The sequence below is a fragment of the Xylanibacter caecicola genome (genome assembly GCF_013166515.1).
Classification (GTDB): Bacteria; Bacteroidota; Bacteroidia; order Bacteroidales; family Bacteroidaceae; genus Prevotella; species Prevotella caecicola.
The window spans coordinates 68,449-93,774 of the sequence record NZ_JABKKJ010000002.1 but is presented as its reverse complement, the minus strand read 5'-3'; the positions used below and the strand labels follow the sequence as shown (position 1 = coordinate 93,774).

19 protein-coding genes are annotated in these 25,326 nt (G+C 47.5%); 12 read left to right on the top strand and 7 right to left on the bottom strand.

The window, feature by feature from the left end; translation table 11 throughout:
- Positions 1-7 precede the first annotated feature (7 nt).
- Complete coding sequence (locus HPS54_RS02125) at positions 8-1,930, top strand: glycoside hydrolase family 13 protein (RefSeq protein ID WP_172343827.1); 1,923 nt, start codon at positions 8-10, stop codon at positions 1,928-1,930.
- 41 nt (positions 1,931-1,971) lie between these two features.
- Complete coding sequence (locus HPS54_RS02120; RefSeq protein WP_172343826.1) at positions 1,972-4,017, top strand: alpha-amylase family glycosyl hydrolase; 2,046 nt, start codon at positions 1,972-1,974, stop codon at positions 4,015-4,017.
- Positions 4,018-4,248: 231 nt separating this feature from the next.
- Here the strand turns inward: HPS54_RS02120 and gap are convergent, their stop codons facing one another.
- Positions 4,249-5,259, bottom strand: a complete 1,011-nt coding sequence (gene gap, locus HPS54_RS02115) for a type I glyceraldehyde-3-phosphate dehydrogenase (RefSeq protein ID WP_172343825.1) — start codon at positions 5,257-5,259, stop codon at positions 4,249-4,251.
- A gap of 188 nt (positions 5,260-5,447) precedes the next feature.
- Here gap and mscL point away from each other — a divergent pair, with 188 nt between their 5' ends.
- The 6 genes from mscL to rpe all read left to right on the top strand — a co-directional run bounded on the left by mscL (position 5,448) and on the right by rpe (position 10,377).
- On the top strand, positions 5,448-5,879 hold the full coding sequence (gene mscL / locus HPS54_RS02110) for a large-conductance mechanosensitive channel protein MscL (RefSeq protein ID WP_172343824.1): 432 nt from the start codon (positions 5,448-5,450) through the stop codon (positions 5,877-5,879).
- Between the two features lie 523 nt (positions 5,880-6,402).
- The gene (locus tag HPS54_RS02105; RefSeq protein ID WP_172343823.1) at positions 6,403-6,723 is read left to right on the top strand and encodes a heavy metal-binding domain-containing protein; all 321 of its coding nucleotides are present in this window, start codon (positions 6,403-6,405) and stop codon (positions 6,721-6,723) included.
- A 16-nt stretch (positions 6,724-6,739) separates the two neighbouring features.
- Positions 6,740-7,369, top strand: coding sequence for a flavodoxin family protein (locus tag HPS54_RS02100; protein ID WP_172343822.1), 630 nt, complete (start codon positions 6,740-6,742; stop codon positions 7,367-7,369).
- Between the two features lie 458 nt (positions 7,370-7,827).
- A complete protein-coding gene (locus HPS54_RS02095) occupies positions 7,828-9,507 on the top strand; it encodes a SulP family inorganic anion transporter (RefSeq protein ID WP_172343821.1) in 1,680 nt (559 codons plus the stop codon).
- 72 nt (positions 9,508-9,579) lie between these two features.
- Positions 9,580-9,705 carry a hypothetical protein gene (locus tag HPS54_RS12985; RefSeq protein ID WP_256378088.1) on the top strand — a complete coding sequence of 42 codons (126 nt, stop codon included), beginning with the start codon at positions 9,580-9,582 and terminating at the stop codon, positions 9,703-9,705.
- A 12-nt stretch (positions 9,706-9,717) separates the two neighbouring features.
- Positions 9,718-10,377, top strand: coding sequence for a ribulose-phosphate 3-epimerase (gene rpe, locus HPS54_RS02090; RefSeq protein ID WP_172343820.1), 660 nt, complete (start codon positions 9,718-9,720; stop codon positions 10,375-10,377).
- 202 nt (positions 10,378-10,579) lie between these two features.
- On the opposite strand, the gene HPS54_RS02085 is transcribed toward rpe, so the two are convergent.
- The gene (locus HPS54_RS02085) at positions 10,580-11,176 is read right to left on the bottom strand and encodes an RNA polymerase sigma factor (protein ID WP_172343819.1); all 597 of its coding nucleotides are present in this window, start codon (positions 11,174-11,176) and stop codon (positions 10,580-10,582) included.
- Positions 11,177-11,873: 697 nt separating this feature from the next.
- Here HPS54_RS02085 and HPS54_RS02080 point away from each other — a divergent pair.
- From HPS54_RS02080 to HPS54_RS02070, 3 genes are all read left to right on the top strand, one after another.
- Positions 11,874-13,265: a glycoside hydrolase family 28 protein gene (locus HPS54_RS02080; RefSeq protein ID WP_172343818.1), complete on the top strand. Its 1,392-nt coding sequence runs from the start codon at positions 11,874-11,876 to the stop codon at positions 13,263-13,265.
- Between the two features lie 78 nt (positions 13,266-13,343).
- Complete coding sequence (locus HPS54_RS02075; RefSeq protein WP_172343817.1) at positions 13,344-15,971, top strand: glycoside hydrolase family 88 protein; 2,628 nt, start codon at positions 13,344-13,346, stop codon at positions 15,969-15,971.
- A complete protein-coding gene (locus HPS54_RS02070; protein ID WP_216653014.1) occupies positions 15,968-17,719 on the top strand; it encodes a pectate lyase family protein in 1,752 nt (583 codons plus the stop codon). The genes HPS54_RS02075 and HPS54_RS02070 overlap by 4 nt, the downstream gene beginning before the upstream one ends.
- A gap of 66 nt (positions 17,720-17,785) precedes the next feature.
- Here HPS54_RS02070 and guaA read toward each other — a convergent pair whose 3' ends face one another.
- From guaA to HPS54_RS02045, 5 genes are all read right to left on the bottom strand, one after another.
- Entirely contained in the window at positions 17,786-19,396 is a 1,611-nt protein-coding gene (guaA, locus tag HPS54_RS02065) for a glutamine-hydrolyzing GMP synthase (RefSeq protein WP_172343816.1), read from the bottom strand.
- A gap of 29 nt (positions 19,397-19,425) precedes the next feature.
- Complete coding sequence (locus HPS54_RS02060; RefSeq protein ID WP_172343815.1) at positions 19,426-20,229, bottom strand: sugar phosphate nucleotidyltransferase; 804 nt, start codon at positions 20,227-20,229, stop codon at positions 19,426-19,428.
- Between the two features lie 18 nt (positions 20,230-20,247).
- Positions 20,248-21,786 (bottom strand): RapZ C-terminal domain-containing protein, encoded by a 1,539-nt coding sequence (locus HPS54_RS02055; RefSeq protein ID WP_172343949.1) that lies wholly within the window; start codon positions 21,784-21,786, stop codon positions 20,248-20,250.
- A 421-nt stretch (positions 21,787-22,207) separates the two neighbouring features.
- Complete coding sequence (gene groL, locus HPS54_RS02050) at positions 22,208-23,836, bottom strand: chaperonin GroEL (protein ID WP_172343814.1); 1,629 nt, start codon at positions 23,834-23,836, stop codon at positions 22,208-22,210.
- A 198-nt stretch (positions 23,837-24,034) separates the two neighbouring features.
- Positions 24,035-24,304, bottom strand: coding sequence for a co-chaperone GroES (locus HPS54_RS02045; protein ID WP_172343813.1), 270 nt, complete (start codon positions 24,302-24,304; stop codon positions 24,035-24,037).
- 876 nt (positions 24,305-25,180) lie between these two features.
- Here HPS54_RS02045 and HPS54_RS12980 point away from each other — a divergent pair.
- Positions 25,181-25,306 (top strand): hypothetical protein, encoded by a 126-nt coding sequence (locus HPS54_RS12980; RefSeq protein ID WP_256378087.1) that lies wholly within the window; start codon positions 25,181-25,183, stop codon positions 25,304-25,306.
- The last annotated feature ends 20 nt before the right edge of the window (positions 25,307-25,326 follow it).

Genomic DNA, 25,326 nt, shown 5'->3' with positions numbered 1-25,326 from the left:
TATAATTATGAATTTCAAATCAGCTATCTCTGTCCTTCTATTGGGCAGCACAATAACAATGAGCGCAGCTACAAAAATTTCACGAATAGAGCCTGCCGACTGGTTCGCAGGCATGAAGAACCCTCAACTGCAACTGATGGTATACGGTAAAGACATACGTGCCGCAGAGGTATCGACCGACTATCCCGGAGCACGCATCGACAGCGTAGTGCGTCTCGACTCGCCTAACTACCTGCTTGTATACATGAACCTCAAGGATGCGCAACCGGGCAGGATGAACCTCAAATTCTCCGCCAAAGGCTTTAAGCAGGCCATTAGCTATAACCTTAAGAAGAGAGCGATGAAGGGCGAAGACCGACAGGGTTTCTCTAATGCCGACGTGCTATACATGCTCATGCCCGACCGCTTTGCCAACAGCGGAACCGACAGGAGCAACATCAAGGACATGCATCCCTACTCCATCAACCGCAAGGAACCAAGTCTGCGACATGGAGGCGACATCGGCGGCATAAGGCAGCATCTCGACTATTTCAACCAACTGGGCGTCACGGCACTGTGGTTCACACCCGTTCTTGAAAACAATTCTCCCGACAACGGCAAACAGAGTACATACCACGGATACGCAACTACCGACTACTACCGTGTGGATCCACGCTTCGGCACCAACGAGGAATACTCGCAGCTCATTGAAGAGGCTCACAAAAAGGGGCTGAAAGTGGTAATGGACATGATATTCAACCACTGCGGCTTTGAACATCCGTGGGTCAAGGACATGCCTTCAAAAGACTGGTTTAACAACCCCGAATGGCTGCTGCCAGAAAACCAAGCCAACAACAAAAAGGCTAAAACCATCGACGGTGCCGCCATGGTGAACGACAAATATGTGCAGACGAGTTATAAGCTTACGCCCGTGCTCGACCCTTACGCCAGCCAGGCGGACCTAAGCGAAACCGTTGACGGATGGTTCGTGCCCACAATGCCCGACCTTAACCAGAGAAATACGCACCTAATGACTTATCTTATACAGAACAGCAAGTGGTGGATTGAGACAGCAGGTATCGACGGCATAAGAATGGACACTTACCCCTATGCCGACCGCAAGGCTATGGCAAAATGGATGGAAGAGCTTAACAAAGAATACCCGAACTTCAACACCGTGGGCGAAACATGGGTAACGGAACCTGCCTACACCGCAGCATGGCAGAAAGACTCGAAGCTATCCAACATGAACTCTAACCTTAAGACGGTTATGGACTTCGCCTTCTTCGACCGTCTTAACCAGGCAAAGCATGAGGAGACGGACACATGGTGGAACGGTTTCAACCGCATATACAACTCTCTCTGCTACGACTATCTGTATAACGATCCGTCGCACGTAATGGCGTTCATAGAGAACCACGACACCGACCGCTTCCTTGCCGACGGTCAAGATACGCTTGCCCTTAAACAGGCTCTTGCTATGCTGCTCACCATAAACCGGATACCGCAGCTATACTACGGTACGGAAGTTCTGATGAACGGCACAAAACAAGTGACCGACGGTAACGTGCGCCGCGACTTCCCCGGCGGTTTCCCCGGAGACTCCGATAATGCCTTTACAGCAGAAGGACGGACAAAGGAGCAACAGCAGATGTTCCTGTGGCTCTCACGGCTGCTTCACTGGCGACAGGGCAACAAACTCATCACCGAAGGCAAGCAGACACAATTCATCCCCAAAGACGGGGTATACGTCATAGCACGCACCCTCGAAGACAAAGCGGTGCTCACCATACTCAACGGCACAAGCCACCGGAAGAAGATGAACACAGCACACTACGCCGAAATAATAAAAGACGCAACAGAGGCTACAAATATCCTCACGGGCAGAAAGATATGTCTAACCAAAGACATCACCCTACAGCCTCGTGCCACGATGATTCTCGAACTATAAAGCACAGCCTCAAAACATTAAACATAAGCAATAAGAAAAATATGAGACACAAGAAATTATCAACACTCCTTGCCACTCTCGCCACCTCAACCATAATGATGGCGCAAGGATGGCCCGCCGCCTACGAAGGCGTGATGCTACAAGGTTTCTACTGGAACAGCTACGATGCCACAAACTGGAAGAACCTCGAAAGCCAAGCCGACGAGCTGTCACAGTACTTCAAACTCATCTGGATACCGCAAAGCGGCAACTGCGGTTCCGAATCAATGGGATACGACCCGCTCTACTGGTTTGATAACTACAAGAGTGCCTTCGGTTCGGAACATGAACTTCGCTCCATGATACAAACTTTCAAACAGAAAGGACTGGGCACGATAGCCGACGTGGTGATTAACCACCGCAAGACGCTCACAAACTGGGTAGACTTCCCCAAGGAGACATACAACGGAACCACTTATCAGCTCCTGCCAACAGACATCTGCAAAGACGACTGCTCCGGCAAAACAGCACAGTGGGCACAACAAAACGGATACCAGTTAAGCCAGAACTATGACACAGGCGATGGTGTTGACTTCGCACGCGACCTCGACCACAAAAGCCTCAACGTACAGAACAACGTAAAGGCTTACCTCAACTTCCTGCTCAATGACCTCGGTTATGCCGGCGTGCGCTATGATATGGTGAAAGGATATTCCGCATCATTCACAGCACTTTACAACGATGCCGCCAAACCGCAATTTTCCATAGGTGAATATTTCGACGGAAACAAACAGCTCGTAATCAACTGGATTAACGGCACAAAGGTGAACAACGCCATACAGAGCGCAGCCTTCGACTTCCCTATGCGCTATGCCATACGCGACGCTGCAAACAACAGCAACTGGAGCAAGCTCGGCAATGGAGGACTTGCCACAGACCAAGCCTACAGTCGATATGCCGTGACTTTCATTGAAAACCACGACACGCAGACACGCTCAGACAATCCGCAAGACCCAATCCGCAAAGACACTCTTGCTGCCAATGCCTATCTGCTCGCCATGCCGGGCACGCCATGTGTATTCCTACAGCATTGGCTAGCCTACAAGCCGGAAATCAAAAACATGATTCTATTGCGCAATCTTACGGGTATAAACAACCAAAGTTCATGGACGCAAAACGAGAACTACGTAGGTCGTTACGTACTCACATCGACAGGCACACGTGGCAAGTTGCTCGCCGCAGTAGGTTCGTCGGCAGCCGACTACACGCCAACTACAGGCAACTGGGCTCTCTCCGCTGAGGGAAAGAACTACAGATACTTCATTGAGAAATCTCAGGAAACGGCATGGCCGTCACTGCCGTCGGGCACATACTACGACGACACACGTGTCACGCTTCGCGCCATAACCGAAACCGAAGGGGCGAAGATTGTGTACACAATCGACAACACCACTCCGACAGCAAGCAGCCTGACGATAGAGAACGGAACAACTTTGTCCCTTCCCGAAGGCAGCTACACAATGAAGACAGCCTTGCTATACAACGGAAGAGTGTGGGGACAGACAGAGCGCCAATACTCGGTGAAGTCGTTCAAGCCATACAGTATATCTGTCAACGTGAACGCAGACCAGGTGGGCTGGCAAAGCATGAACGTATGGTCGTGGGGCGGTGACGGTTCTCACAAGCCCACAGCCACATCATGGCCCGGAGACAACATAACCACAACAACCACACAGGGCGGCAAGCAGTGGTATACGTTAAACTACACGATGAACAGCAACGACGACTACGTGAACTTCGTGTTCAACACCAACAAAGGCAGTCAACAGACAGAAAACGTACAGAACGTCAAGCAGACAAGCTATTTCATCGTAACAACCGAAAAGGACAACAACGGTCACTACAAAGTGCTGGACGTGACATCCGAATACGCAACAGGCATCAATACTGTTGTCGCTGACCGCACATCAACGCCCGTCGCAACGACTGTGACAACCATAGACGGCAGAACATTAAGAAAGTTCAACGGCAAGATAACCGCCAATGAAGCAATACAGGGACTTCCACAAGGTATCTACATCGTCAATGGAAAGAAGATTGTGAAATAAAAAGGAGATAAAAGAAGATAGGGGAAGATATGTGGCTAAAGCCACGGAAGATATAGGACAATAGCCTTGAACCAAGTAACAAGACATACGTATTATATCTTCCTTTATCTTCTCCTATCTTAATTTATCTCCCCTCTGTTTCTTATATTTCCATTTATCTCCCATAATAAAGAGAGCCGCCCGACAGTTTGTCGGGAGGCTCCTTTTTATTATACTAACGTGATAATCGGATTATCCGTTAACCTTCTTCATGTGTGCGATAAGCTCGAGAACCTTGTTAGAGTAACCGATCTCGTTGTCATACCAAGACACAACCTTAACGAATGTGTCTGTCAAAGCGATACCAGCCTTAGCGTCGAAGATAGAAGTACGTGTGTCGCCGAGGAAGTCTGAAGAAACAACTGCGTCCTCAGTGTATCCCAGAACACCCTTCAACTCACCCTCTGAAGCCTCTTTCATAGCCTCGCAGATCTCTGCGTATGTAGCGGGCTTAGCCAGATTTACAGTCAGGTCAACAACAGAAACGTCCAGAGTAGGAACACGCATAGACATACCTGTCAGCTTGCCGTTCAGCTCGGGGATAACCTTACCTACAGCCTTTGCAGCACCTGTAGAAGAAGGAATGATGTTGCCGGAAGCTGCACGACCACCGCGCCAGTCTTTCATAGAAGGACCGTCAACGGTCTTCTGTGTAGCTGTTGTAGAGTGAACGGTTGTCATAAGACCGTCTGTGATACCGAACTTGTCGTTCAGAACCTTTGCGATAGGAGCCAGACAGTTTGTCGTGCATGATGCGTTAGAAACGAACTGTGTACCCTTTTCATATTTATCGAAGTTCACACCGCAAACGAACATAGGAGTAGCGTCCTTTGAAGGTGCAGACATTACAACGTATTTAGCGCCGGCGTCGATGTGAGCCTGAGCCTTCTCCTGTGTCAGGAACAGACCTGTAGACTCTACTACATATTCAGCCTCAACCTCGTTCCACTTCAGATCAGCCGGGTTGCGCTCTGCAGTAACACGGATTTCCTTGCCGTTGACAATCAGCTTGCTGTTCTCTACGTCAGCCTCGATTGTACCCTCGAACTGACCGTGCATGGTGTCATACTTCAGCATGTAAGCCAAGTAGTCTACCGGACAAAGGTCATTGATACCTACAACCTGAATGTCATCGCGAGTCTGAGCTGCGCGGAAAACGAAACGGCCGATACGACCGAAACCGTTAATACCAATCTTAATCATTTTTTTATTATTATTTTTGGGTTAAAAACTTATCCTTAAATATACCTATTTCAGCGCCCGTCAACGGGACATACTAATAACCTTTAAAGACGCCAATCGGCTTTTTTCATTCTTTTCGGCTGCAAAGTTACTATTTTTTTCTATATTTGCACACTATTCTATATTAAATATTATAAAAAACAAAGCGTATGAGTAATTTTATAAACGAGTTCAAACAGTTTGCCGTCAAGGGCAATGCCGTAGACATGGCAGTGGGTGTCATCATCGGAGGGGCGTTCGGAAAGATTGTATCTTCTATAGTAGACGACATCATCATGCCGCCGATAGGGTGGATAATAGGCGGTGTAAACTTCTCCGACCTTAAGTTCACGCTACCGTCGGTAGACGTTGTCGGACTTGAAAAGTTACAGCCGGCAACAATAAACTACGGCAACTTTATCCAGACAACCCTCGACTTTATCATCATCGCTTTCTGCGTATTCATGATGGTGAAGGGCATCAACAGTCTTTCGAAGAAGAAAGAGGAGGAGCCTGCCGCACCGCCGGCACCACCCGCACCGTCGGCAGAAGAGAAGCTGCTTGCCGAAATAAGGGATCTGCTGAAAGAGGAAAGGAAATAAGAAGTGTAAGCGACATGCCGGAAAACAGCAACAATATGTAACTTGAAAAACGTCCGCGAAAAAGGACAAACTACACGCGGCAGACCCCGGAAAAGGTGCTCTGCGGCGTGAATACAGGCGGAAAATATAGCGAAGATACGCACTTTGAGGGTCAAACATACCTGTTTTACACTCCTAAGATGCCTGCTTTGGCACTTGAAAAGGGCATCTTTAGCAGTCAAAAAGGGCACCTTTGGCACCGCAAAATGCCGTCTTTACGAATAGAAAGGACATGTTGTGCTGCACACACACCGAATAAAACGGGATAAAACTCTGTGTATGTTCACGTTAGAGTTGCACACTCATTTTGCCCGTTTTCAGCCTGACGGGAAGAAAAATTCAGAAGAAGCGGCGTATTTCGGGGTTACGGAAATACAGAAAGACAGGAATAACGGGCATATACATTACATTTTGTCAACGTCATGTCGGCATACAGATGACATGCAACGCATTGCCTGTCGTAAACTAACATAAAAGAACAACAATGATACTTACAACAACTCATACAATAGAGGGTCACACAATACGCGAATATAAGGGCGTGGTGACAGGAGAAACGATAATCGGCGCGAACTTTGTAAAGGACTTTTTTGCCGGAATACGCGATATAGTAGGCGGAAGAAGCGCAAGCTATGAGAAAGTGCTCATCGAAGGTAAAGAGACATCGATGCGTGAAATGCAGGAGCGTGCGGCACAGCTTGGCGCCAACGCAATAGTGGGTATAGACATCGATTACGAGACAGTGGGACAGAACGGTTCCATGCTTATGGTGGCGACAAGCGGCACGGCAGTAGTAATAGAATGACACACAACAAGGGAAAATGAAGGTATTACTTATAAACGGAAGCCCGCGCAAGGAAGGCAACACGTCGGTGGCACTGGCGGAAGTGGCACGACAACTTGCGGCACAGGGCATCGACAGCGATACGATATGGATAGGCAGCAAGGCGGTACGCGGGTGCATTGCCTGCGGAAAGTGCAAGGATAATGCCGACAGCCGCTGTGTGTTCAACGACGACATCACAAACACCGTGATAGAAAGAATGGCAGAGTGCGACGCCATCGTCATCGGTACACCGGTATATTGGGGACAGCCGGCGGCGCAGGCTCTCGCCCTGCAGCAGAGAATGCTATATGCCGGAGGGGCGAACTTCATAGGCAAACCGGCGGCAGCGGTATGCGTGTGCCGCCGCGGCGGAGCCACAGCGGCATTCCAGACGTTGCAGATGCCGTTCCAGATGTGCAACATGCCGATAGTGACATCACAGTATTGGAACATCGCCTACGGGCGTGAGGAGGGCGAGACCGCCCGCGACATAGAGGGAATGCAGACCATGCGCACGCTTGCATGCAACATGGCGTGGATGCTTAAGAAGATACACGGAGTGGAGACCGGTGACAAACCGGAGCGCGAACCGTGGACACCGATGAACTTCATCAGAACTAATTAAGAGCTTAAGCTAATTAAGAATTAAGAGTTAAGAATTAAGAATTGGGAAGTAAGAATTGAGCCAATTAACGAGTTCAATGAATTTATATTCCCTATTATATTACAAACCACCCCTGCCCCTCCTTTGAAAAAGGCGGGGACGCGCAGGAAGTATTCTATTGAAACATACGTTGGATGATGTTAACAAGCATATTATTATATGTATATGGCACCATCACAGCGTCCCATCCTTTTTCAAAGGAGGGGCAGGGGTGGTTTGTATAATTCGGCAAACTCGCGTTAATTTAATGCCTAATTCTTACTTCTTAACTCTTAATTAGTTCAGCTCTTAATTAGTTCAAGCACCCAATTCTTAATTCTTAATTTTTAATTCTTAATTATTTTCCCTACCTTTGCAACCTTAAAAATATAAAGTATTGTTTTTAAGGACACACGTCCGTCACTCAAATCAGAAATAAAATGAAAGCTTTTGAGTTTAAGCCGCGCATGTTCACGGCACTTAAACATTATGACAAGAAAACATTTACGGCAGACCTTATGGCAGGCATCATCGTGGGCATCGTGGCACTTCCGCTTGCCATCGCTTTCGGTATAGCCTCTGGAGTATCGCCCGAAAAGGGTATCATCACAGCCATTGTGGCAGGTTTTATAATATCTGTTTTCGGTGGCAGCAGGGTGCAGATAGGCGGTCCTACGGGTGCATTCATCATTATAATATACGGAATAATACAGCAATACGGCATGCAGGGGCTGACCATAGCCACGCTCATGGCGGGCGTGTTCCTGATACTTTTCGGACTGCTCAGGCTCGGCACCATCATCAAATACATACCCTACCCCATCGTGGTGGGCTTTACAAGCGGTATAGCCGTGACGATATTCACCACGCAGATAAAAGACTTGTTCGGACTTACCATTGACAAAATGCCGGGCGACTTCATAGAAAAATGGATTGTATACATACAAAACCTCGGCACAACAGACATCTGGTGCGCCATTGTGGGCATATTGAGTGTAGTGATAATAAGCATCACGCCGCGGTTCAGCAAGAAGATACCCGGTTCGCTGATAGCCATTATCGTAATGACAGTGGCTGCACTGCTGCTGAAAAACTTTGCGGGAGTAGCCACAATTGAGACCATCGGCGACCGTTTCACCATCAACGCGCAGTTGCCGGAGGCGCAATTGCCCGGACTGACATGGGAAACGATAAAGGGACTTGTGTCGCCTGCACTGACAATAGCCATACTCGGAGCCATAGAGTCGCTGCTGTCTGCAACTGTTGCAGACGGTGTAATAGGCGACCGACACGACTCGAACACCGAGCTTATAGGGCAGGGTATCGCCAATCTTGCCACACCGCTGTTCGGCGGAATACCTGCAACCGGAGCGATAGCACGCACGATGACGAACATCAACAACGGCGGTAAGACACCGGTGGCAGGCATCGTACACGCCATAGTGCTCGTACTGATATTCCTGTTCCTAATGCCTCTCGCACGATACATACCCATGGCGTGTCTCGCAGGAGTACTTGTCGTCGTGTCATACAACATGTGCGGCTGGCGCTCGTTCATGGCTCTGATGAAAAATCCGAAGAGCGACGTGACGGTATTGCTCATAACATTCTTCCTCACGATAATATTCGACCTCACCGTAGCCATAGAGGTGGGACTGATAATCGCCTGTCTGCTCTTCATGAAGCGTATGTCCGAGACCACGGACGTGAAAGTAATAATGGACGAGATAGACCCCAACGACGAGTCGGACATCAAGCTGGAGAACAACGAACACCTCATAATACCCGACGGAGTGGAGGTGTACGAGATAAACGGACCGTACTTTTTCGGTGCGGGTAACCGCTTCGAGGAGATCATGGCACGCTTCGGCAACCGTCCGAAAGTGCGCATAATACGCATGAGAAAGGTGCCGTTTGTAGACTCCACCGGTATACACAACCTTACCAACCTGTGTACGATGAGCCAGAAGGAGGGCATACAGATTGTGCTGTCCGGCGTAAATCCCAACGTACACGGCGTGCTTGCCCGCAGCGGCTTTTACGAACTTATAGGCGAAGACAACATCTGCAGCCACATAAACATAGCACTTGCAAAGGCAAAGGAGATTGTAGAACAGTAAAAATATTCGCCGACGTGTAATAAAATCAAGGCAACATACGTTGTTTATATATGAAATAAACATTTATTGCCTATGAAGTATTTTACACATGACGAAATCAATCCGTCTGAAAAGACGCTGAACTTTATCCGACAGATTGCATATACATACCGTGCAATAAAAATGAACGGACGCACGGAGGTGTATTGTTTAAACTAATAAAGGGTGCAAATGGAAACGCTTGTATCACCTTCGCTGCTCGCTGCCGACTTTCTTAACCTGCAACGAGACATAGAAATGATAAACTCCAGCGATGCAGACTGGCTTCATCTGGACGTGATGGACGGTGTGTTCGTGCCGAACATTTCTTTCGGTTTCCCTGTATTGGAAGCTGTATCCAAGGCATGTACCAAGCCTCTTGACGTGCATCTGATGATCGTAAAACCCGAACGCTACATCAAACAGACGGCAAAAACGGGGGCTATGATGATGAACGTGCACTACGAGGCGTGCACACATCTGCACCGCACAGTGGAGGAAATACACAATGAAGGGATGAAAGCGGGCGTGACACTGAACCCGTCTACACCCGTAAACATGCTCGAGGATATAATAAAAGATGTGGACATGGTGCTGTTGATGAGCGTAAACCCCGGCTTCGGGGGACAGAAATTCATACAGAACACCATTGACAAGGTTGCCAGACTGCGCGAACTTATTGCCCGTACCGGCTCAAAGGCACTGATAGAAGTGGACGGAGGGGTACAGGATGAGACGGCACCTCTGCTTGTAAACGCCGGCGTGAACATACTTGTGAGCGGCAGCTATGTGTTTAAAGCCGACAATCCGCACGAGAAAATAAAATGGCTGAAAGGATTGAAGACAAGATAGCTTGTCTTCAGGTATCAGAATTTGAGGTATCAGGTTATTAGGTGATAAATGTCCGGTGACAGGTTTCAGGTTTTTAGGTTTCAGATCATCAGATGATAAATACAATATAACATACCACACCTTATAACCTTAAGACCTCCAACCTTACAACCTCAAATTGCACCTTATAACCTCATAACCCTAAGACCTTAAAACCTTAGCTTCACTCCATCTGTAACACCACATTGTGCTCGCGCGCCATTCTCCTCATGTTCAGTATGGCATAACGCATTCGTCCGAGCGATGTGTTTATGCTTACACCGGTAGTTTCGGCTATCTCCTTGAATGACATTTCCTGATAAAATCTCATGAACACCACCTCGCGCTGCGTTGCCGGAAGCAAGTTCATCATCTTCTTGACATCCTTAAGCACCTGCTCGTTTATAAAATGCTCTTCGATATTAGAGTCCAATATATCGCAGGACTTGATGTTTGAAAGGTCGTTACCTGCCGCAGGTTCCACAATGCTTTGGGTGCGCGTGTCGCGATACCTGTCCATAATGACATTGTGGGCAATGCGCATAATCCATGCAGAGAACTTGCCGGAAGTGGTATACTTTCCCTGATGCAGCTTTGTAATGACCTTCACAAAGGTTTCCTGGAAGATGTCTTCCGCCTTGTCGTGGTCGTGAACTACAAATAAGATATATGAAAACAACTTGGACTGATTGCGGGACAGCAACAAGTCAAAAGCCCCATTGTTTCCATCAATGTATGCCAGAGCCAATTCCTCATCGGTCAGTTCATTGATATTCTTCATTATTTATTTCATTTTGTTTTTTGAAGTAAATGATGTTACAATAGGCTTTCTTTCTTTTTAAATAGTTAGTTATCAGTCTTTAATTACTGCAAATACAGTTTTTATATTTGCTTGAAAAGCAATAGCAAGTGTCAAGTCTTGTCCGACTTGCGGTTACAATGCCAATTCTTTGATGCAAATATACGCATAAATACTTAGCCTGCACATTTTTTTCACATATTTGTTTGATTATAAGCCTAAAAAGTTGTTTTTACATTATAAAAAGAACTTGCAAAAATATGACATATATCATAAAAAGAGGTTGACGCAGGATGCAGCCAACCTCGGAATTGATTTCGTAAAACTATCGAAATCATAAATAAGATATCGCAAATATAAAGTTTTATAATGACAACGACAAACTTTTTATATTAAAAATTAATATCTTTAACATTTAATCGTAACGATATGCAACATCAGTATCTTCATTTCATGCAAATCACTTTGGCTGAATAAGATATTTAATATTGACATGAAAATCCCAATTATTCTAAAAAACGGAGTACCGATGACAATTAATTATAATATAATGTGTATCTTTGTGCAAGTTTGTGAAAACATACAAAATAAATCAAACTACATATCGGAGCAGTCTTTCCGGGCTGCAACAAATTACGATAAATCAAACTTAAACCGAATACATTATAATTTTAAATTTATGAGACATCTAAAGACATTATTATTATGCCTGCTGTTCCCTATGGCGATGACGGCATCCGTATGGGATACAGAGTACAAACAGATTGAGAAAAACATCAAGGCTCCGGTATTTGCCGACCGTATTTTCAAGATTACAAAATACGGAGCATCGGTAAAAGCTACGGCAGCAAAGAATCAGAAAGCAATAAACAAAGCCATAATTGCCTGCAACAAGGCAGGAGGAGGCAAAGTGGTGATACCGGCAGGAAAATGGAACACCGGCGCCATAACACTCAAGAGCAACGTAAATCTGGTTGTGGAAAAAGGTGCGGAAGTGGTATTCGCTTTTGACCGCGACCTGTATCCGCTGGTATATACACGTTGGGAAGGACTTGACATCATGAACTATCAGCCGTGCATATATGCCATAGACTGCGAGAATATCGGACTGACAGGAGAGGGTATCATCAACGGAAACGGAAGCAACGAACGCTGGTGGTACATGAAAGGCAACAAACACCACGGTTATAAGGAAGGCGTAGACGAGTGGCAAGGTACGGCAAAGGTGGGTACACGTGCCGAACTGCTGAAGATGAGCGACAACCAGGTTCCTGTGGCAGAACGTGTATTCGGCAAGGGAAAAGGACTGCGTCCGCAGCTCGTGAACTTTGTACGCTGCAACAATGTCATCATAGAGGGTGTGGAACTGCTGAACTCACCGTTCTGGGTGATGCATCCGCTGTTCTGCAAGAACCTCATAGTAAGAAACGTAAAAGTGTTCAACGAAGGTCCCAACGGTGACGGTTGCGACCCCGAGTCATGCGAGAACGTACTCATAGAAGGCTGCACATTCCACACCGGCGACGACTGCATAGCCCTAAAGAGCGGACGAAATGCTGACGGTCTGCGTGCAAACGTTCCGTGCAAGAACGTGATAATACGCAAATGTGTCATGGAAGACGGACACGGAGGTGTAGTCATCGGCTCGGAAATATCAGGCGGATGTGACAACATCTTTGCAGAAGACTGCAAGATGGACTCGCCCAACCTTGACCGCGTATTGCGCATAAAGACTAACACATGCCGTGGAGGTATCATCCAGAATGTATATATGCGTAACATTGAAGTGGGTCAGTGCAAGGAAGCAGTGATGCGCATAAACCTTGTATATGAACCTAATGAGATTGCAGAGCGCGGACACATACCGACTGTGCGCAACATCTTCATGGAAAACGTGACATGTCAGAAGTCCAAACATGGCGTGCTCATAAACGGACTTGACGATGAAGACAGGGTTTACAACGTACATGTAAAGAACTGTACGTTCAACGGTCTTTCCGCAGATCCTATAAAAGCAACCGGCAAGAGCCACGATATCTACTTTGAGAACCTTACAACAAACTGGAAATAATAATCTCGGAGACCTCTGAGTTCTCAGAACTCTCCGAGAACTCAGAGGTCTCCCATTCCCCCAAAAACAGCAACAAACATGAAAAAGACAAACATAATCCTTGCCCTACTGCTCTTTCCGCTGGCCATAATTGCCGACGGTTGGGATGAAGGTCTATACAAACAAATCGAATCAAGGATAATTGCACCTACATTCAACGAAAGTACATACAACATAACAAAATACGGGGCTTCGACAAAAGCCACGGCTGCAAAGAACCAGAAAGCCATACTCAAGGCTATAGACCTGTGTTCGAAGAAAGGCGGAGGCAAGGTCATTGTTCCGGAAGGCACATTCATGACCGGAGCCATCACACTTAAGAGCAATGTCAACCTTGTATTGGAAAAAGGCGCAGTGCTTAAGTTCGCTTTCCAGCCGGAACTTTATCCGCTTGTATATACAAGATATGAGGGACTTGACCTGTACAACTACTCACCGTGCATATACGCCAACGGAGCAAAGAACATTGCGATAACCGGTGAGGGAACAATCGACGGCAACGGAAACAATGATACTTTCTGGCAGTGGACCGGCGTTCCGTTCTTTGGCTATGACAAGGAAAAGACAAAAGAGAACTGCCGTTATCCGGCACCGGGACAGACACTCGGATACAGAGACCAACTCCAGAAGATGTGCGAGGACAACACACCTCTTGAAAAGCGTGTGTTCGGAATGGGCAAAGGTCTGCGCATGCAGCTTGTAAACCTCGTTAATTCCGAAAACATACTCATAGAGAACGTAACCATGCTGAACTCTCCGTTCTGGGTAATGCATCCGCTATTCTCAAAGAACATCACCGTGCGTGGCGTAAAGGTGCAGAACGAGGGTCCCAACGGCGACGGTTGCGATCCTGAGTCATGCGAAGACGTGCTGATCGAAAACTGTATATTCGACACGGGAGACGACTGCATAGCCATAAAGAGCGGACGCAACGGCGACGGACGACGCGACGGACGTCCCTCAAAGAACATCATTGTGCGCGGCTGTACGATGAAGGACGGTCACGGAGGTGTGGTGATTGGTAGCGAGATTTCAGGCGGTTGCAAGAACGTGTTTGTTGAGAACTGCCGGATGGATTCGCCCAACCTCGACCGCATACTGCGCATAAAGACAAACTCATGCCGCGGAGGCGTGACAGAAAACGTTTACATGAGAAACGTAACGGTGGGCGTATGCAAGGAAGCTGTAATGCGCATAAACCTGCACTACCAGCCGAAAGAGGCGGCAGAACGCGGACACAACCCAACGGTACGCAATGTATGGATGGAGAACGTGACATGCCAGAAATCAAAATACGGCATACTGCTCAACGGTCTTGAGGACGAAAGCAACATATATAATATAAATGTAAAGAACTGTACGTTCAACGGTGTCACGGAAGAACCGGTACGCCGCACAGGCAAGAGCCACGACATAAACTTTGAGAACCTGAAGATAAACGGAAATATAATACTTGCCGAAGCTCCCTACTCCACATACAGCGAGTGGATGGCAATGTCCGAGATACAGCGCAACCCAGACCCTACGCTCATCGATTTTGCAAAAAAGCCGAAATGGGGATACGTGGTAGGCATTGAACTGGAGGCTCTTCTCGACGCATGGCAGGCGAACAAGAACGAGAAGATAATAAATTATCTCAAAGAGTATCCGGCAAAGATGATTGACGCTGAAGGCAACATCACAGGATATAAATATGAGGACTTCAACCTTGACAACACACGTCCGGCACGCTTCATTCTGCGAATGAACAACCTTTTCCCTGAAAAGAAAAACGAAATCGCGTTGCGTACGGTATTCAGACAACTTGAGAAACAGCCCCGCACCACCGACGGTGTGTGGTGGCACAAGGCGATATACGCAAACCAGGTATGGCTGGACGGTGTGTACATGGGACATCCGTTCTACACGATGGCAGCCCCTGTACTGAAAGGCGAGAAGAAAGCAGCAAAATACTATGACGATGCGCACGAGCAGATAGCAAAGACATTCAACCGTACTTTCGACGAGAAAACCGGATTGTGGAAACATGCATGGGACGAGACACGCACCATGTTCTGGGCAGATAAGGAAACAGGACTGTCAAAGCACACATGGGCACGTGCCCAAGGCTGGTATGCCATGGCGATACTTGAGGTGCTCGACGCTCTGCCCAAAGACAACAAACACCGCGACGACTTCATCAGAATGCTTAACAAGGTAATGAAGAACACCGTGAAGTATCAGGACGACAAGACAGGAGTGTGGTACGATGTGATGGATGTCAACGACGAGCGCAACTATCTTGAGGCGACAGCATCTTCAATGTTTGCATACGTCCTGCTGAAAGGCTCACGCCTCGGATACTTTGACAACCAACTGAAAGAGGCAGGCATAAAGGCATACAAGGGAATACTGAAACAGTTTGTACGCGTCAATGCAGACAAGACAATCTCGCTCACACGCTGCTGCGAAGTATCAGGTCTCGGTCCGGGCATAAACAAGTACGTTCTGAAAGCCGCACCGAAGGTAAAGGAGAACAAACGTCGCGACGGTTCATTCGAATACTATATAAGCGAGCCTATCCGCGACAATGACGGCAAGGGTGTAGGTCCCTTTATATGGGCTTCGCTCGAAATGGAACGCATGGGATATGATATAAAAAACTTAATGACTAACATAAACAAATGAAAAGAACTATATCAGCATTTATTACAGCCGTTGTACTCAGTACGACGGCTGTTGCGCAGACTGCGCAAGCTCCGGCATTCCCCGGAGCAGAGGGTTTTGCCCGATATACAACAACAGGCGGACGTGGTGGAAAGGTCATTCATGTTACAAATCTGAATGATAGTGGTACCGGATCACTTCGCGAAGCTTTAAAAGCATCAGGTACAAGAACCATTATATTCGATGTGGCAGGTGATATACATCTAAAATCTAACTTAACCATAAGTAACGGCAACGTGAGTGTACTTGGACAAACATCACCGGGTGGAATTACAATCTGTGACCAGACTTTTGAAAACAAGGCAAACAACGTCATTATACGTTTTGTCCGTTTCCGCCGCGGTGAGCTCGTTTCAACAGACGACGGTGCAGACGCTGCATGGGGACGTAACCGCAGCAACATAATACTTGATCACTGTTCTTTCTCATGGAGTACCGATGAAGTTGCATCATGGTATGACAACAAGAACTTCACCATGCAATGGTGTGTATGCGCAGAAGGGCTTGCTTCAGGTCATACAAAAGGAACCCACAGCTATGGTGGTATATGGGGCGGAAAGAATGCGTCTTTTCATCACACGATGATTGCCCATGTAAACAACCGCGTACCACGAATAAACGGCGCACGTTACGAATGGAGCGGTTATGATAAAACAGACTACTCAAATACAGTCGAAGCAGAGCGAGTTGACATGCGCAACAATGTATATTATAACTGGGGAAACGGCAACGGATGTTACGGAGGTCCCGGAGGCGGTTATTGTAATATTGTAAATTGCTATTACAAAGCAGGTCCTGCCACAAAAAACAAGACACGTGTTCTTCAGGCAAGTGTAGGAGAATCGGGCAACAGTACAAACAGTGCCCTTATAGGAATGGCAAGTCGCTACTATATCAAAGGGAATTATGTATCGGCTGCTTCTTCACCAAAGAACTACGATTGGAAAGGCGTTTTATTTGATAACGGTCATATAACCATCAATGGAGAAAGATATACTGTAGATAATAAGAACTACTATGTGGGAGAACATACGGACTACAACGGTAAATCATGCGTAAAAGTGGCTCTTGATGCTCCTGTTTATGCAGGTGATGTAACTACCCACTCTGCTGAAGTTGCTTTTGAAAAGATGCTTAAATATGGAGGAGCCTGCCTATACAGAGACGGACATGATGTACGCTATATGGAAGAAGCACGCACCGGAACAACGACATACACCGGCTCACTCAACGGATGGAAGGGTATTATAGACAAATGTACAGACGTCATTCCTGACTATGAAGGATCCAATCCATATCCATGGCTTAGCCCGGAAGCAGGGAAAGCACCTGTAGACAGTGATAAAGACGGCATTCCTGACGAATGGGAGACCGCCAACGGACTTAATCCCAACGATGCAAGTGACGGAAATCTGTACACACTTGACCCCAAGGGCTATTACACAAACCTTGAGGTTTATGCAAACTCGTTGGTTGAAGATATTATTAAAGCACAAAATGCCGATGCTGAATCTGCTGTAGATGAGTACTACCCTGTACTGCAAACAACAGGCATAGGAAATGTTATAATGACTTCCGAAGTATCAAAGATAGAATACTATACTCTTGACGGAAGAAAGTTGGAGCAACCGGCACAGGGCATAAGCATACGCAAAATGACACTTGCAAACGGCAAGACAATTACAGATAAGGTTATACGCAAAAGATAAACCGGAATTGAATATAAGTAAAAAGGCTTGAAGCATCACACTTCAAGCCTTTTTATTATATAAACATCACTCCCACTCTATCGTCGATGGCGGTTTTGAAGAAATGTCATAACATACGCGGTTAACGCCACGAACCTTGTTTATTATCTCATTTGAGACCTTTGCAAGGAAGTCGTATGGCAAGTGTGCCCAGTCTGCAGTCATGGCATCGGTGCTTGTTACGGCGCGAAGCGCGACGGGATTCTCGTATGTACGCTCATCACCCATCACTCCGACACTGCGCACTGTGGAGAGCAACACTGCTCCCGCCTGCCATATCTGGTCGTAGAGCGACACCTCTATCTCGCCGTCGGTCATAGCGGCAGGCACTCCTGCTGCAAGCACTTTACGCGCTTCTTCTCCCGACAGACGAACTTTGTAGTTGCGCAATCCGCGGATATAGATATCGTCGGCATCCTGAAGCACACGCACTTTCTCGCGTGTTATGTCACCAAGTATACGCACAGCAAGTCCCGGTCCGGGGAAAGGATGACGTGTAATCAGATGCTCCGGCATCTCAAGCTGGCGTCCCACGCGACGCACCTCGTCCTTGAACAGCCACTTAAGCGGCTCGCAAAGCTGCAAGTGCATCTCCTCCGGAAGTCCTCCAACGTTGTGATGGCTTTTTATAACCTTACCGGTAATGTTAAGACTCTCTATGCGGTCGGGATAGATAGTGCCCTGTGCCAGCCACTTTGCACCCGTGATTTTCTTTGCCTCCGCATTGAACACCTCAACAAAGTCGCGACCAATAATCTTGCGTTTCTGCTCCGGATCGGTAACACCTTCAAGGTCTTTAAAGAACTTTTCGCTTGCATCGACACCGATAACGTTCAGTCCGAGACACTCATAATCGTGCATTACATCGGTAAACTCGTTCTTGCGCAACATGCCGTGGTCTACAAATATACACGTAAGGTTCTTGCCTATGGCACGGTTCAACAGCACGGCAGCAACAGAAGAGTCGACACCTCCGCTAAGTCCCAGTATCACACGGTCATCGCCCAACTGTTCTTTCAGTTCGGCAACCGTCGTATCAACAAACGAAGCCGCACTCCAGTTCTGCTTTGAACCGCATATATCCACAACGAAGTTACGCAGCAACTGAGTACCCTGAACCGTATGGAACACCTCCGGATGGAACTGTACCGCCCACACCGGACGGTCTGTTGCGGCGTATGCAGCATATTTAACGTCGTTGGTAGACGCAATACATTCAAATCCGGCAGGTATCGCCGTGATTGTATCACCATGACTCATCCACACCTGAGAATTGTCTGTAAAGCCCTTGAACAGCGGATTTTCCTTGTCAAACGTCATCAGATTGGCACGCCCGTACTCACGTGAGCCGGCTTTCTCTACACGTCCGCCCAACGTATGCGATATGAACTGCGCGCCATAGCAGATGCCAAGAACCGGAAGCCTGCCCATGAAACGCTCGAGATTAACCTTAAACGCTTCGGGGTCGTGCACGGAATAAGGCGAACCGCTAAGAATCACGCCTATCACATCCGCATCATCCTCCGGATATTTGTTGTAAGGCAAAATCTCACAGAAGGTGTCAAGCTCACGCACACGCCTGCCTATAAGCTGCGTGGTCTGAGAACCGAAGTCGAGAATAATGATTTTTTGTTGCATGTTATTATTTGGTTGTAAATATATTTATGTCAAATATCTCTTGCCACAAAGGCTTCCGCCTCCGCCAAAGTGTCGAGCTTGCCCACATCCATCAGGCGCAGGTCATCCTTCACACAGCCCATAATCACCGACGACGCACAGTTGTCCAGATAAAAATCCATAATCGGGAACTTGCAAGGTAGCGTCTGCATCTTGGCAAACAGGCACGGAGAAAACACATGAATGCCCGAGAAAGCATACATACGGCACTTCTCCGGCTGCAAGTCGGGATAAGGACTCCTAACCTCACCAGTACTTATGTTCGTCCAACCCACAAGACGCATGCCTTCATCAAACAGCAGATAACGGTTTGTCTTGCGCCTGCTCACAAGCAGAACGGCAGCAGGACGGATGCCGGCATCCGCACTACAGTCCGCCGCATACGACTGTCCGCCGTCGGAACCGTATCCCATAAGCCTCTGCGAATAATCATAAAGCCCCGCAATATCCGTATTGCTCAGTATGTCCACATTATGTATAAGTACCGGACAGTCCGGCGACAACAACGAAGAAGCTTTCCTCAATCCTCCGCCGGTGTCGAGAAGCATGTCGCTCTCATCACTGATACGGATGTCAAGTCCGAAGTTATCGTTGCGTTCAAGATAATCCTTTATCTGTCCGGAGAAGTGATGCACGTTTACGACAATACGTTCCATGCCCGCGTCCTTCATCAAGAAGACCACCCGTTTCAGCAGCGGTTCGCCCACCACCTCCACCAGCGCCTTCGGCATTCTGTCCGTAAGCGGTTTAAGACGGGTGCCGAGTCCGGCTGCAAATATCATCGCCTGCTTCATCTTCTTTATATTTATTGATTACCGTTTTGCGTCAAGTATCCGTGAGATGCCTTGCTCCCTATGGCACACATGCACCTCCACGCCATACTTCCCGTTGATATGTTCCGCCAGATGCTGCGCCGAATATACGCTGCGGTGCTGACCTCCCGTACATCCGAAACAGAACATCAGACTTGTAAACCCGCGCTGTATATACCTCTCGACATGGGCATCGGCAAGCTTATACACGCTTTCAAGAAATGTCAGTATCTCGCCGTCGTCTTCAAGAAAACGTATCACCGGCTCGTCCAGTCCCGTAAGTTTCTTGTACGGTTCATACCTTCCGGGGTTGTGCGTGCTGCGACAGTCGAACACATACCCGCCGCCATTGCCCGAGTTGTCTTCCGGTATTCCCTTATGATACGAAAAGCTGTACACCCTCACCACAAGCGGTCCCTTGCCGTCATACTTGGAGAACGTCGCCGGTCCGTCGGCAGGATGCGCCTTGTACACATTGCTGTCTGCCGTGCGGAACCCGTCGGCACGGTTCTGCACCGTGCCCTCTATCATGGAGAACTGCGGCAGGCGCGTCAGCCGTTTCAGCATATCCACCATGTAAGGATAAGGGAACACGTCCAACTCGAGCAGTTCCCGAAGGTTCTGCATTGCGGGGGGAATACTGTCTATGAAATGCTTCTTCCTTTCAAAATAGCCGCGGAAGCCATAGGCTCCGAGCACCTGCATTGTGCGGAAGAGCACAAAGAGGCACAGCCGTTCGACAAAGTGCCGTACGGAAGGCACCTCGGTATAGTTCTTCAACGAGTTGTAATACTCATATACAAGTTCCCTTCGCAACTTATGAGGATACTTTGCAGAAGCCTGCCACAGGAAAGAAGCCACGTCATAATAGTACGGTCCCTTGCGTCCACCCTGAAAGTCTATGAAGAAAGGCCCGCCATCCGCACCGAGCATTATGTTGCGTGCCTGAAAATCACGGTACATAAAACTCTCCGTAGTCTCAGCCGTAAGGTCCTTGGCAAACAAGCGGAAGTTAGCCTCGAGCTTAAGTTCATGGAAGTCAAGCCCCACAGGCTTAAGGAAACAATACTTGAAATAGTTAAGGTCGAACAGCACATTGTCCTCGTCAAACTCCGGTTGCGGATAGCACATCGACCAGTCCAGTCCTCCGGCACCGCGCATCTGTATCTCGGGCAACCTTCGTATTGTCTTTACAAGCAGTTCCTTTTCCCTTTTGTTATACCTGCCGCCGGCATCGCGCCCTCCTCTAAGAGCATCGAAAAGCGATGTCCGTCCGAGGTCTTCCTGTATGTAACAATACCCGTCATCGCTCACTGCCAGCACTTCGGGCACAGGCAATTGCCTGTGTGCAAAATGCCCCGACAGGTATATAAAAGCACGGTTTTCGTCGCGACTTGTTCCCGTAACGCCAATCACACTGCTGCCTTTCCGGTCTGTCAGCCTGTAATATTCGCGGTTACTGCCTGCCCCCGGCAGTTTTTCCACTCCGCAAGGCTCTTCACCATGCCACGATTTATATAAATCAAGAAGTCTCTGCATAGCGCCATAAATGATTTTTACTCCACCGTAATGTCCGTCATTACCGCCGAGGGGCATAACAATGTCATTTATCATCAAGTGATACCCGACTGCAAAGGTAATGGTTATTTTTGTAAAAACGGGGCAACACACATCATTAATAAATAAGAAAGAGGCAATAAATAAAAAAATCGGATGTCATCACGACAACCGATTTTCAAAAAAACAAACTACTTAAAAACTAATCTACTAAAACAAATCAAAAAATCTCTTATTTAATGATTTTAGTTTTATTGTATTATTTCCACTTGCAAAGTTATGCAGTTTATAACTAACCACAAAACATTAAGCACATTTTTTCACCGCAATATATCAAAAAAAACATTAAAGGAGGACAAAAGTAATCACTCTGTCCTCCTTTTGTTATCTGTACTTTACAATATTACATCATTCCGCCCATACCCGGAGCACCCATCGGCATTGCCGGTTTCTCTTCGGGTTTGTCTACGATAAGGCACTCTGTAGTGAGGAACATGCCTGCAATAGACGCCGCGTTCTCAAGAGCCACGCGTGCCACCTTTGCCGGATCTATAACTCCCGCCTTGCGCATATCCTCGTAAGTATCGGTGCGTGCGTTGTATCCGAAGTCGCCTTCACCCTCTCTTACCTTCTGTACAACCACTGCTCCTTCGCCTCCTGCGTTTATGACAATCTGGCGCAACGGCTCTTCTATGGCACGCTCGACGATGTTGATACCTGTCTGTTCGTCGGCGTTGTCACCTTTCAGATCTTTCAGAGAGTCAAGGGCGCGGATGTATGTCGTACCGCCTCCGGCAACGACACCCTCTTCAATGGCAGCGCGTGTTGCGCACAAAGCATCGTCCACACGGTCTTTCTTCTCCTTCATCTCAACCTCGCTGTTGGCGCCTACATAGAGAACGGCAACACCGCCTGCGAGCTTTGCAAGACGCTCCTGCAGCTTCTCCTTGTCGTAAGAGCTTGTAGTGTTTGCTATTTCGTTCTTTATCTGAGCCACGCGGTCTGCGATGAGCTGCTTCTCGCCGGCACCGTTAACGATTGTTGTGTTGTCCTTTGACACAACAACCTTGTCGCACGTACCGAGCATCTCGAGCGTTGCCTGCTCCAGTTTCAGTCCCTTCTCCTCGCTTATCACCAATCCTCCTGTCAGCACGGCGATGTCTTCGAGCATTGCCTTGCGGCGGTCGCCGAAGCCGGGAGCCTTAACCGCGCATATTTTCAGACCGCCACGCAGACGGTTTACAACGAGTGTTGTCAGTGCTTCCGAGTCAACATCCTCTGCTATCACGAGCATCGGGCGTCCGCTTTCGGCTGCCGGCTGCAGCACAGGCAGGAAGTCCTTAAGGCTGCTTATCTTCTTATCGTATATCAGTATGTACGGATTTTCCATCACACACTCCATCTTGTCAGAGTCTGTCACGAAATATCCCGACAGATATCCGCGGTCAAACTGCATGCCTTCCACAACACCGATGTGTGTATCGCGGCTCTTGCTCTCCTCAATGGTGATGACACCGTCCTTGCTAACCTTGCGCATTGCATCGGCAAGCAGCTTACCTATTTCCTTGTCGTTGTTTGCCGACACCGTTGCCACCTGCTCTATCTTGTCATAGTTGTCGTCCACCTTCTCGGCACTCGACTGTATGAAGTCCACAACTGCCTTCACAGCCTTGTCTATACCGCGTTTCAAGTCCATGGGATTGGCGCCTGCCGTAACGTTTTTCAGTCCCTCGCGCACGATAGCCTGTGTCAGTATCGTTGCCGTTGTCGTACCGTCGCCCGCGTCGTCACCCGTCTTGCTTGCCACGCTCTTAACCAGTTGCGCACCGGTATTCTCGAAATGGTCCTCAAGTTCCACTTCCTTTGCAACAGTCACGCCGTCCTTTGTTATCTGCGGAGCGCCGAACTTCTTTTCTATAACCACGTTGCGACCCTTCGGACCGAGCGTAACCTTCACTGCATTAGCCAACTGATCCACGCCTTTCTTAAGAAGGTCGCGTGCATCCATATCGAACTTTATATCCTTTGCCATAAGTTTATTAATTTAATGAAGAATGAAGAATGAAGAATGAAGAATTTATTTCTCCAATGCAACGCCCTTGTCCTTCAAGTGTTTTATTTTGCTTTTTACTGTTATTATTAAACCGAAGAATGCCTGATGAGCATCATCATGATTACCTAAACATGCGTAACCCTACCCTCAGTTCACCATTCTCCGCACCTTGTTTACTTATTTCATAACGGCGAGAACGTCGCTCTGACGCATTATAAGATACTTCTCTCCTTCATATTCAAGCTCGGTTCCTGCATACTTTCCGTACAACACTTCGTCGCCTTCCTTAAGTATCATCTCCTCGTCTTTCGTACCGTTTCCGGCAGCAACGATCTTTCCGCGCAGCGGCTTCTCCTTTGCAGTGTCAGGAATGATGATACCTCCGATTTTCTCTTCTGCCGGTGCAGGTAGAACAAGCACACGGTCTGCCAATGGTTTGATGTTCATAATTCTTATTATATTTAATGTTAATACATCTGATTATACGATGCCGGCGGCATCTGTCATAACGAAAAGCGAAAAGCATGCCAATATAAAAGACATGACAGTTTGGCAGAAATAAATGCAAAATGTGGCATAACGAGCGGTGCGGCATGTCACATGTGCCGCGCCATGCACGTCTACTCGCGTCACAGACACGGTACAAGACAGGCTTAACGGCACACTAAAACATTGCGCCAATCCGAGACAAGCATAAAGTAAAAGGTTTATTATAACACTCAAGAGAAAGGGAATCTTATCTCGAACTGACGCAAATTATCGTGTGTAATACATTCTCGGATGTTACAATACAAAGATATTGATTTTATTGCATACGGCAAAAAACATGTTCATTATTTTGATTTATTTAATACTATGCAACCGTAAATTAATGAAAGGACATAAACTCCGCACATACACAGGGGATTGTCTGTAATAACAATATGACACCTGTAAAGACATAAAGACATGCAAAGTGTCAATTAAAAAGCGTCCTCCATTTTGGCTGAAATAGAAAGCAACGCACCGACCGACGCTCTGAAAAACCGCGAATTTTACCTTTCGGAGGCATAAAGCTATGTGTTTTGCATCGTAAACATACGTGTTTCATGCCGTAAAGTGCCGTGTTTTACAACGCAACATACGGCATTTCTGGGTGCAATATGCCGCGTTTCAGACCGAAAAACGCCGTTTTCCGGCATAAAAAGACATTGTTTTATTGCACAAAAGAAATACACACAGTGTAACTGTTTGTATCATAACGCATTACACCTACACACATTTCCTTGCCGTTTTTGCGCCCTTCCGACTTTTATTTTGCGGCACGGGGCTTATTCAGGGGTTATGAAAAAGCAAAAAGAAAGAGATATAGGAAAAATCAAGACATTGTGTAAAGGATACCATTTCAGCACATACAAGGGTGTGGCAAAACAAGCAAGCACACGTGCATCGGTGGGTATGACAGAATAAGTGGTCGCCTGCTTTGTAGG

Coding starts and splice junctions, on each gene's coding strand:
- HPS54_RS02125 (WP_172343827.1), top strand. CDS start 8: ATGAATTTCAAATCAGCTATCTCTGTCCTTCTATTGGGCAGCACAATA.
- HPS54_RS02120 (WP_172343826.1), top strand. CDS start 1,972: ATGAGACACAAGAAATTATCAACACTCCTTGCCACTCTCGCCACCTCA.
- gap (WP_172343825.1), bottom strand. CDS start 5,259: ATGATTAAGATTGGTATTAACGGTTTCGGTCGTATCGGCCGTTTCGTT.
- mscL (WP_172343824.1), top strand. CDS start 5,448: ATGAGTAATTTTATAAACGAGTTCAAACAGTTTGCCGTCAAGGGCAAT.
- HPS54_RS02105 (WP_172343823.1), top strand. CDS start 6,403: ATGATACTTACAACAACTCATACAATAGAGGGTCACACAATACGCGAA.
- HPS54_RS02100 (WP_172343822.1), top strand. CDS start 6,740: ATGAAGGTATTACTTATAAACGGAAGCCCGCGCAAGGAAGGCAACACG.
- HPS54_RS02095 (WP_172343821.1), top strand. CDS start 7,828: ATGAAAGCTTTTGAGTTTAAGCCGCGCATGTTCACGGCACTTAAACAT.
- HPS54_RS12985 (WP_256378088.1), top strand. CDS start 9,580: ATGAAGTATTTTACACATGACGAAATCAATCCGTCTGAAAAGACGCTG.
- rpe (WP_172343820.1), top strand. CDS start 9,718: ATGGAAACGCTTGTATCACCTTCGCTGCTCGCTGCCGACTTTCTTAAC.
- HPS54_RS02085 (WP_172343819.1), bottom strand. CDS start 11,176: ATGAAGAATATCAATGAACTGACCGATGAGGAATTGGCTCTGGCATAC.
- HPS54_RS02080 (WP_172343818.1), top strand. CDS start 11,874: ATGAGACATCTAAAGACATTATTATTATGCCTGCTGTTCCCTATGGCG.
- HPS54_RS02075 (WP_172343817.1), top strand. CDS start 13,344: ATGAAAAAGACAAACATAATCCTTGCCCTACTGCTCTTTCCGCTGGCC.
- HPS54_RS02070 (WP_216653014.1), top strand. CDS start 15,968: ATGAAAAGAACTATATCAGCATTTATTACAGCCGTTGTACTCAGTACG.
- guaA (WP_172343816.1), bottom strand. CDS start 19,396: ATGCAACAAAAAATCATTATTCTCGACTTCGGTTCTCAGACCACGCAG.
- HPS54_RS02060 (WP_172343815.1), bottom strand. CDS start 20,229: ATGAAGCAGGCGATGATATTTGCAGCCGGACTCGGCACCCGTCTTAAA.
- HPS54_RS02055 (WP_172343949.1), bottom strand. CDS start 21,786: ATGCAGAGACTTCTTGATTTATATAAATCGTGGCATGGTGAAGAGCCT.
- groL (WP_172343814.1), bottom strand. CDS start 23,836: ATGGCAAAGGATATAAAGTTCGATATGGATGCACGCGACCTTCTTAAG.
- HPS54_RS02045 (WP_172343813.1), bottom strand. CDS start 24,304: ATGAACATCAAACCATTGGCAGACCGTGTGCTTGTTCTACCTGCACCG.
- HPS54_RS12980 (WP_256378087.1), top strand. CDS start 25,181: ATGAAAAAGCAAAAAGAAAGAGATATAGGAAAAATCAAGACATTGTGT.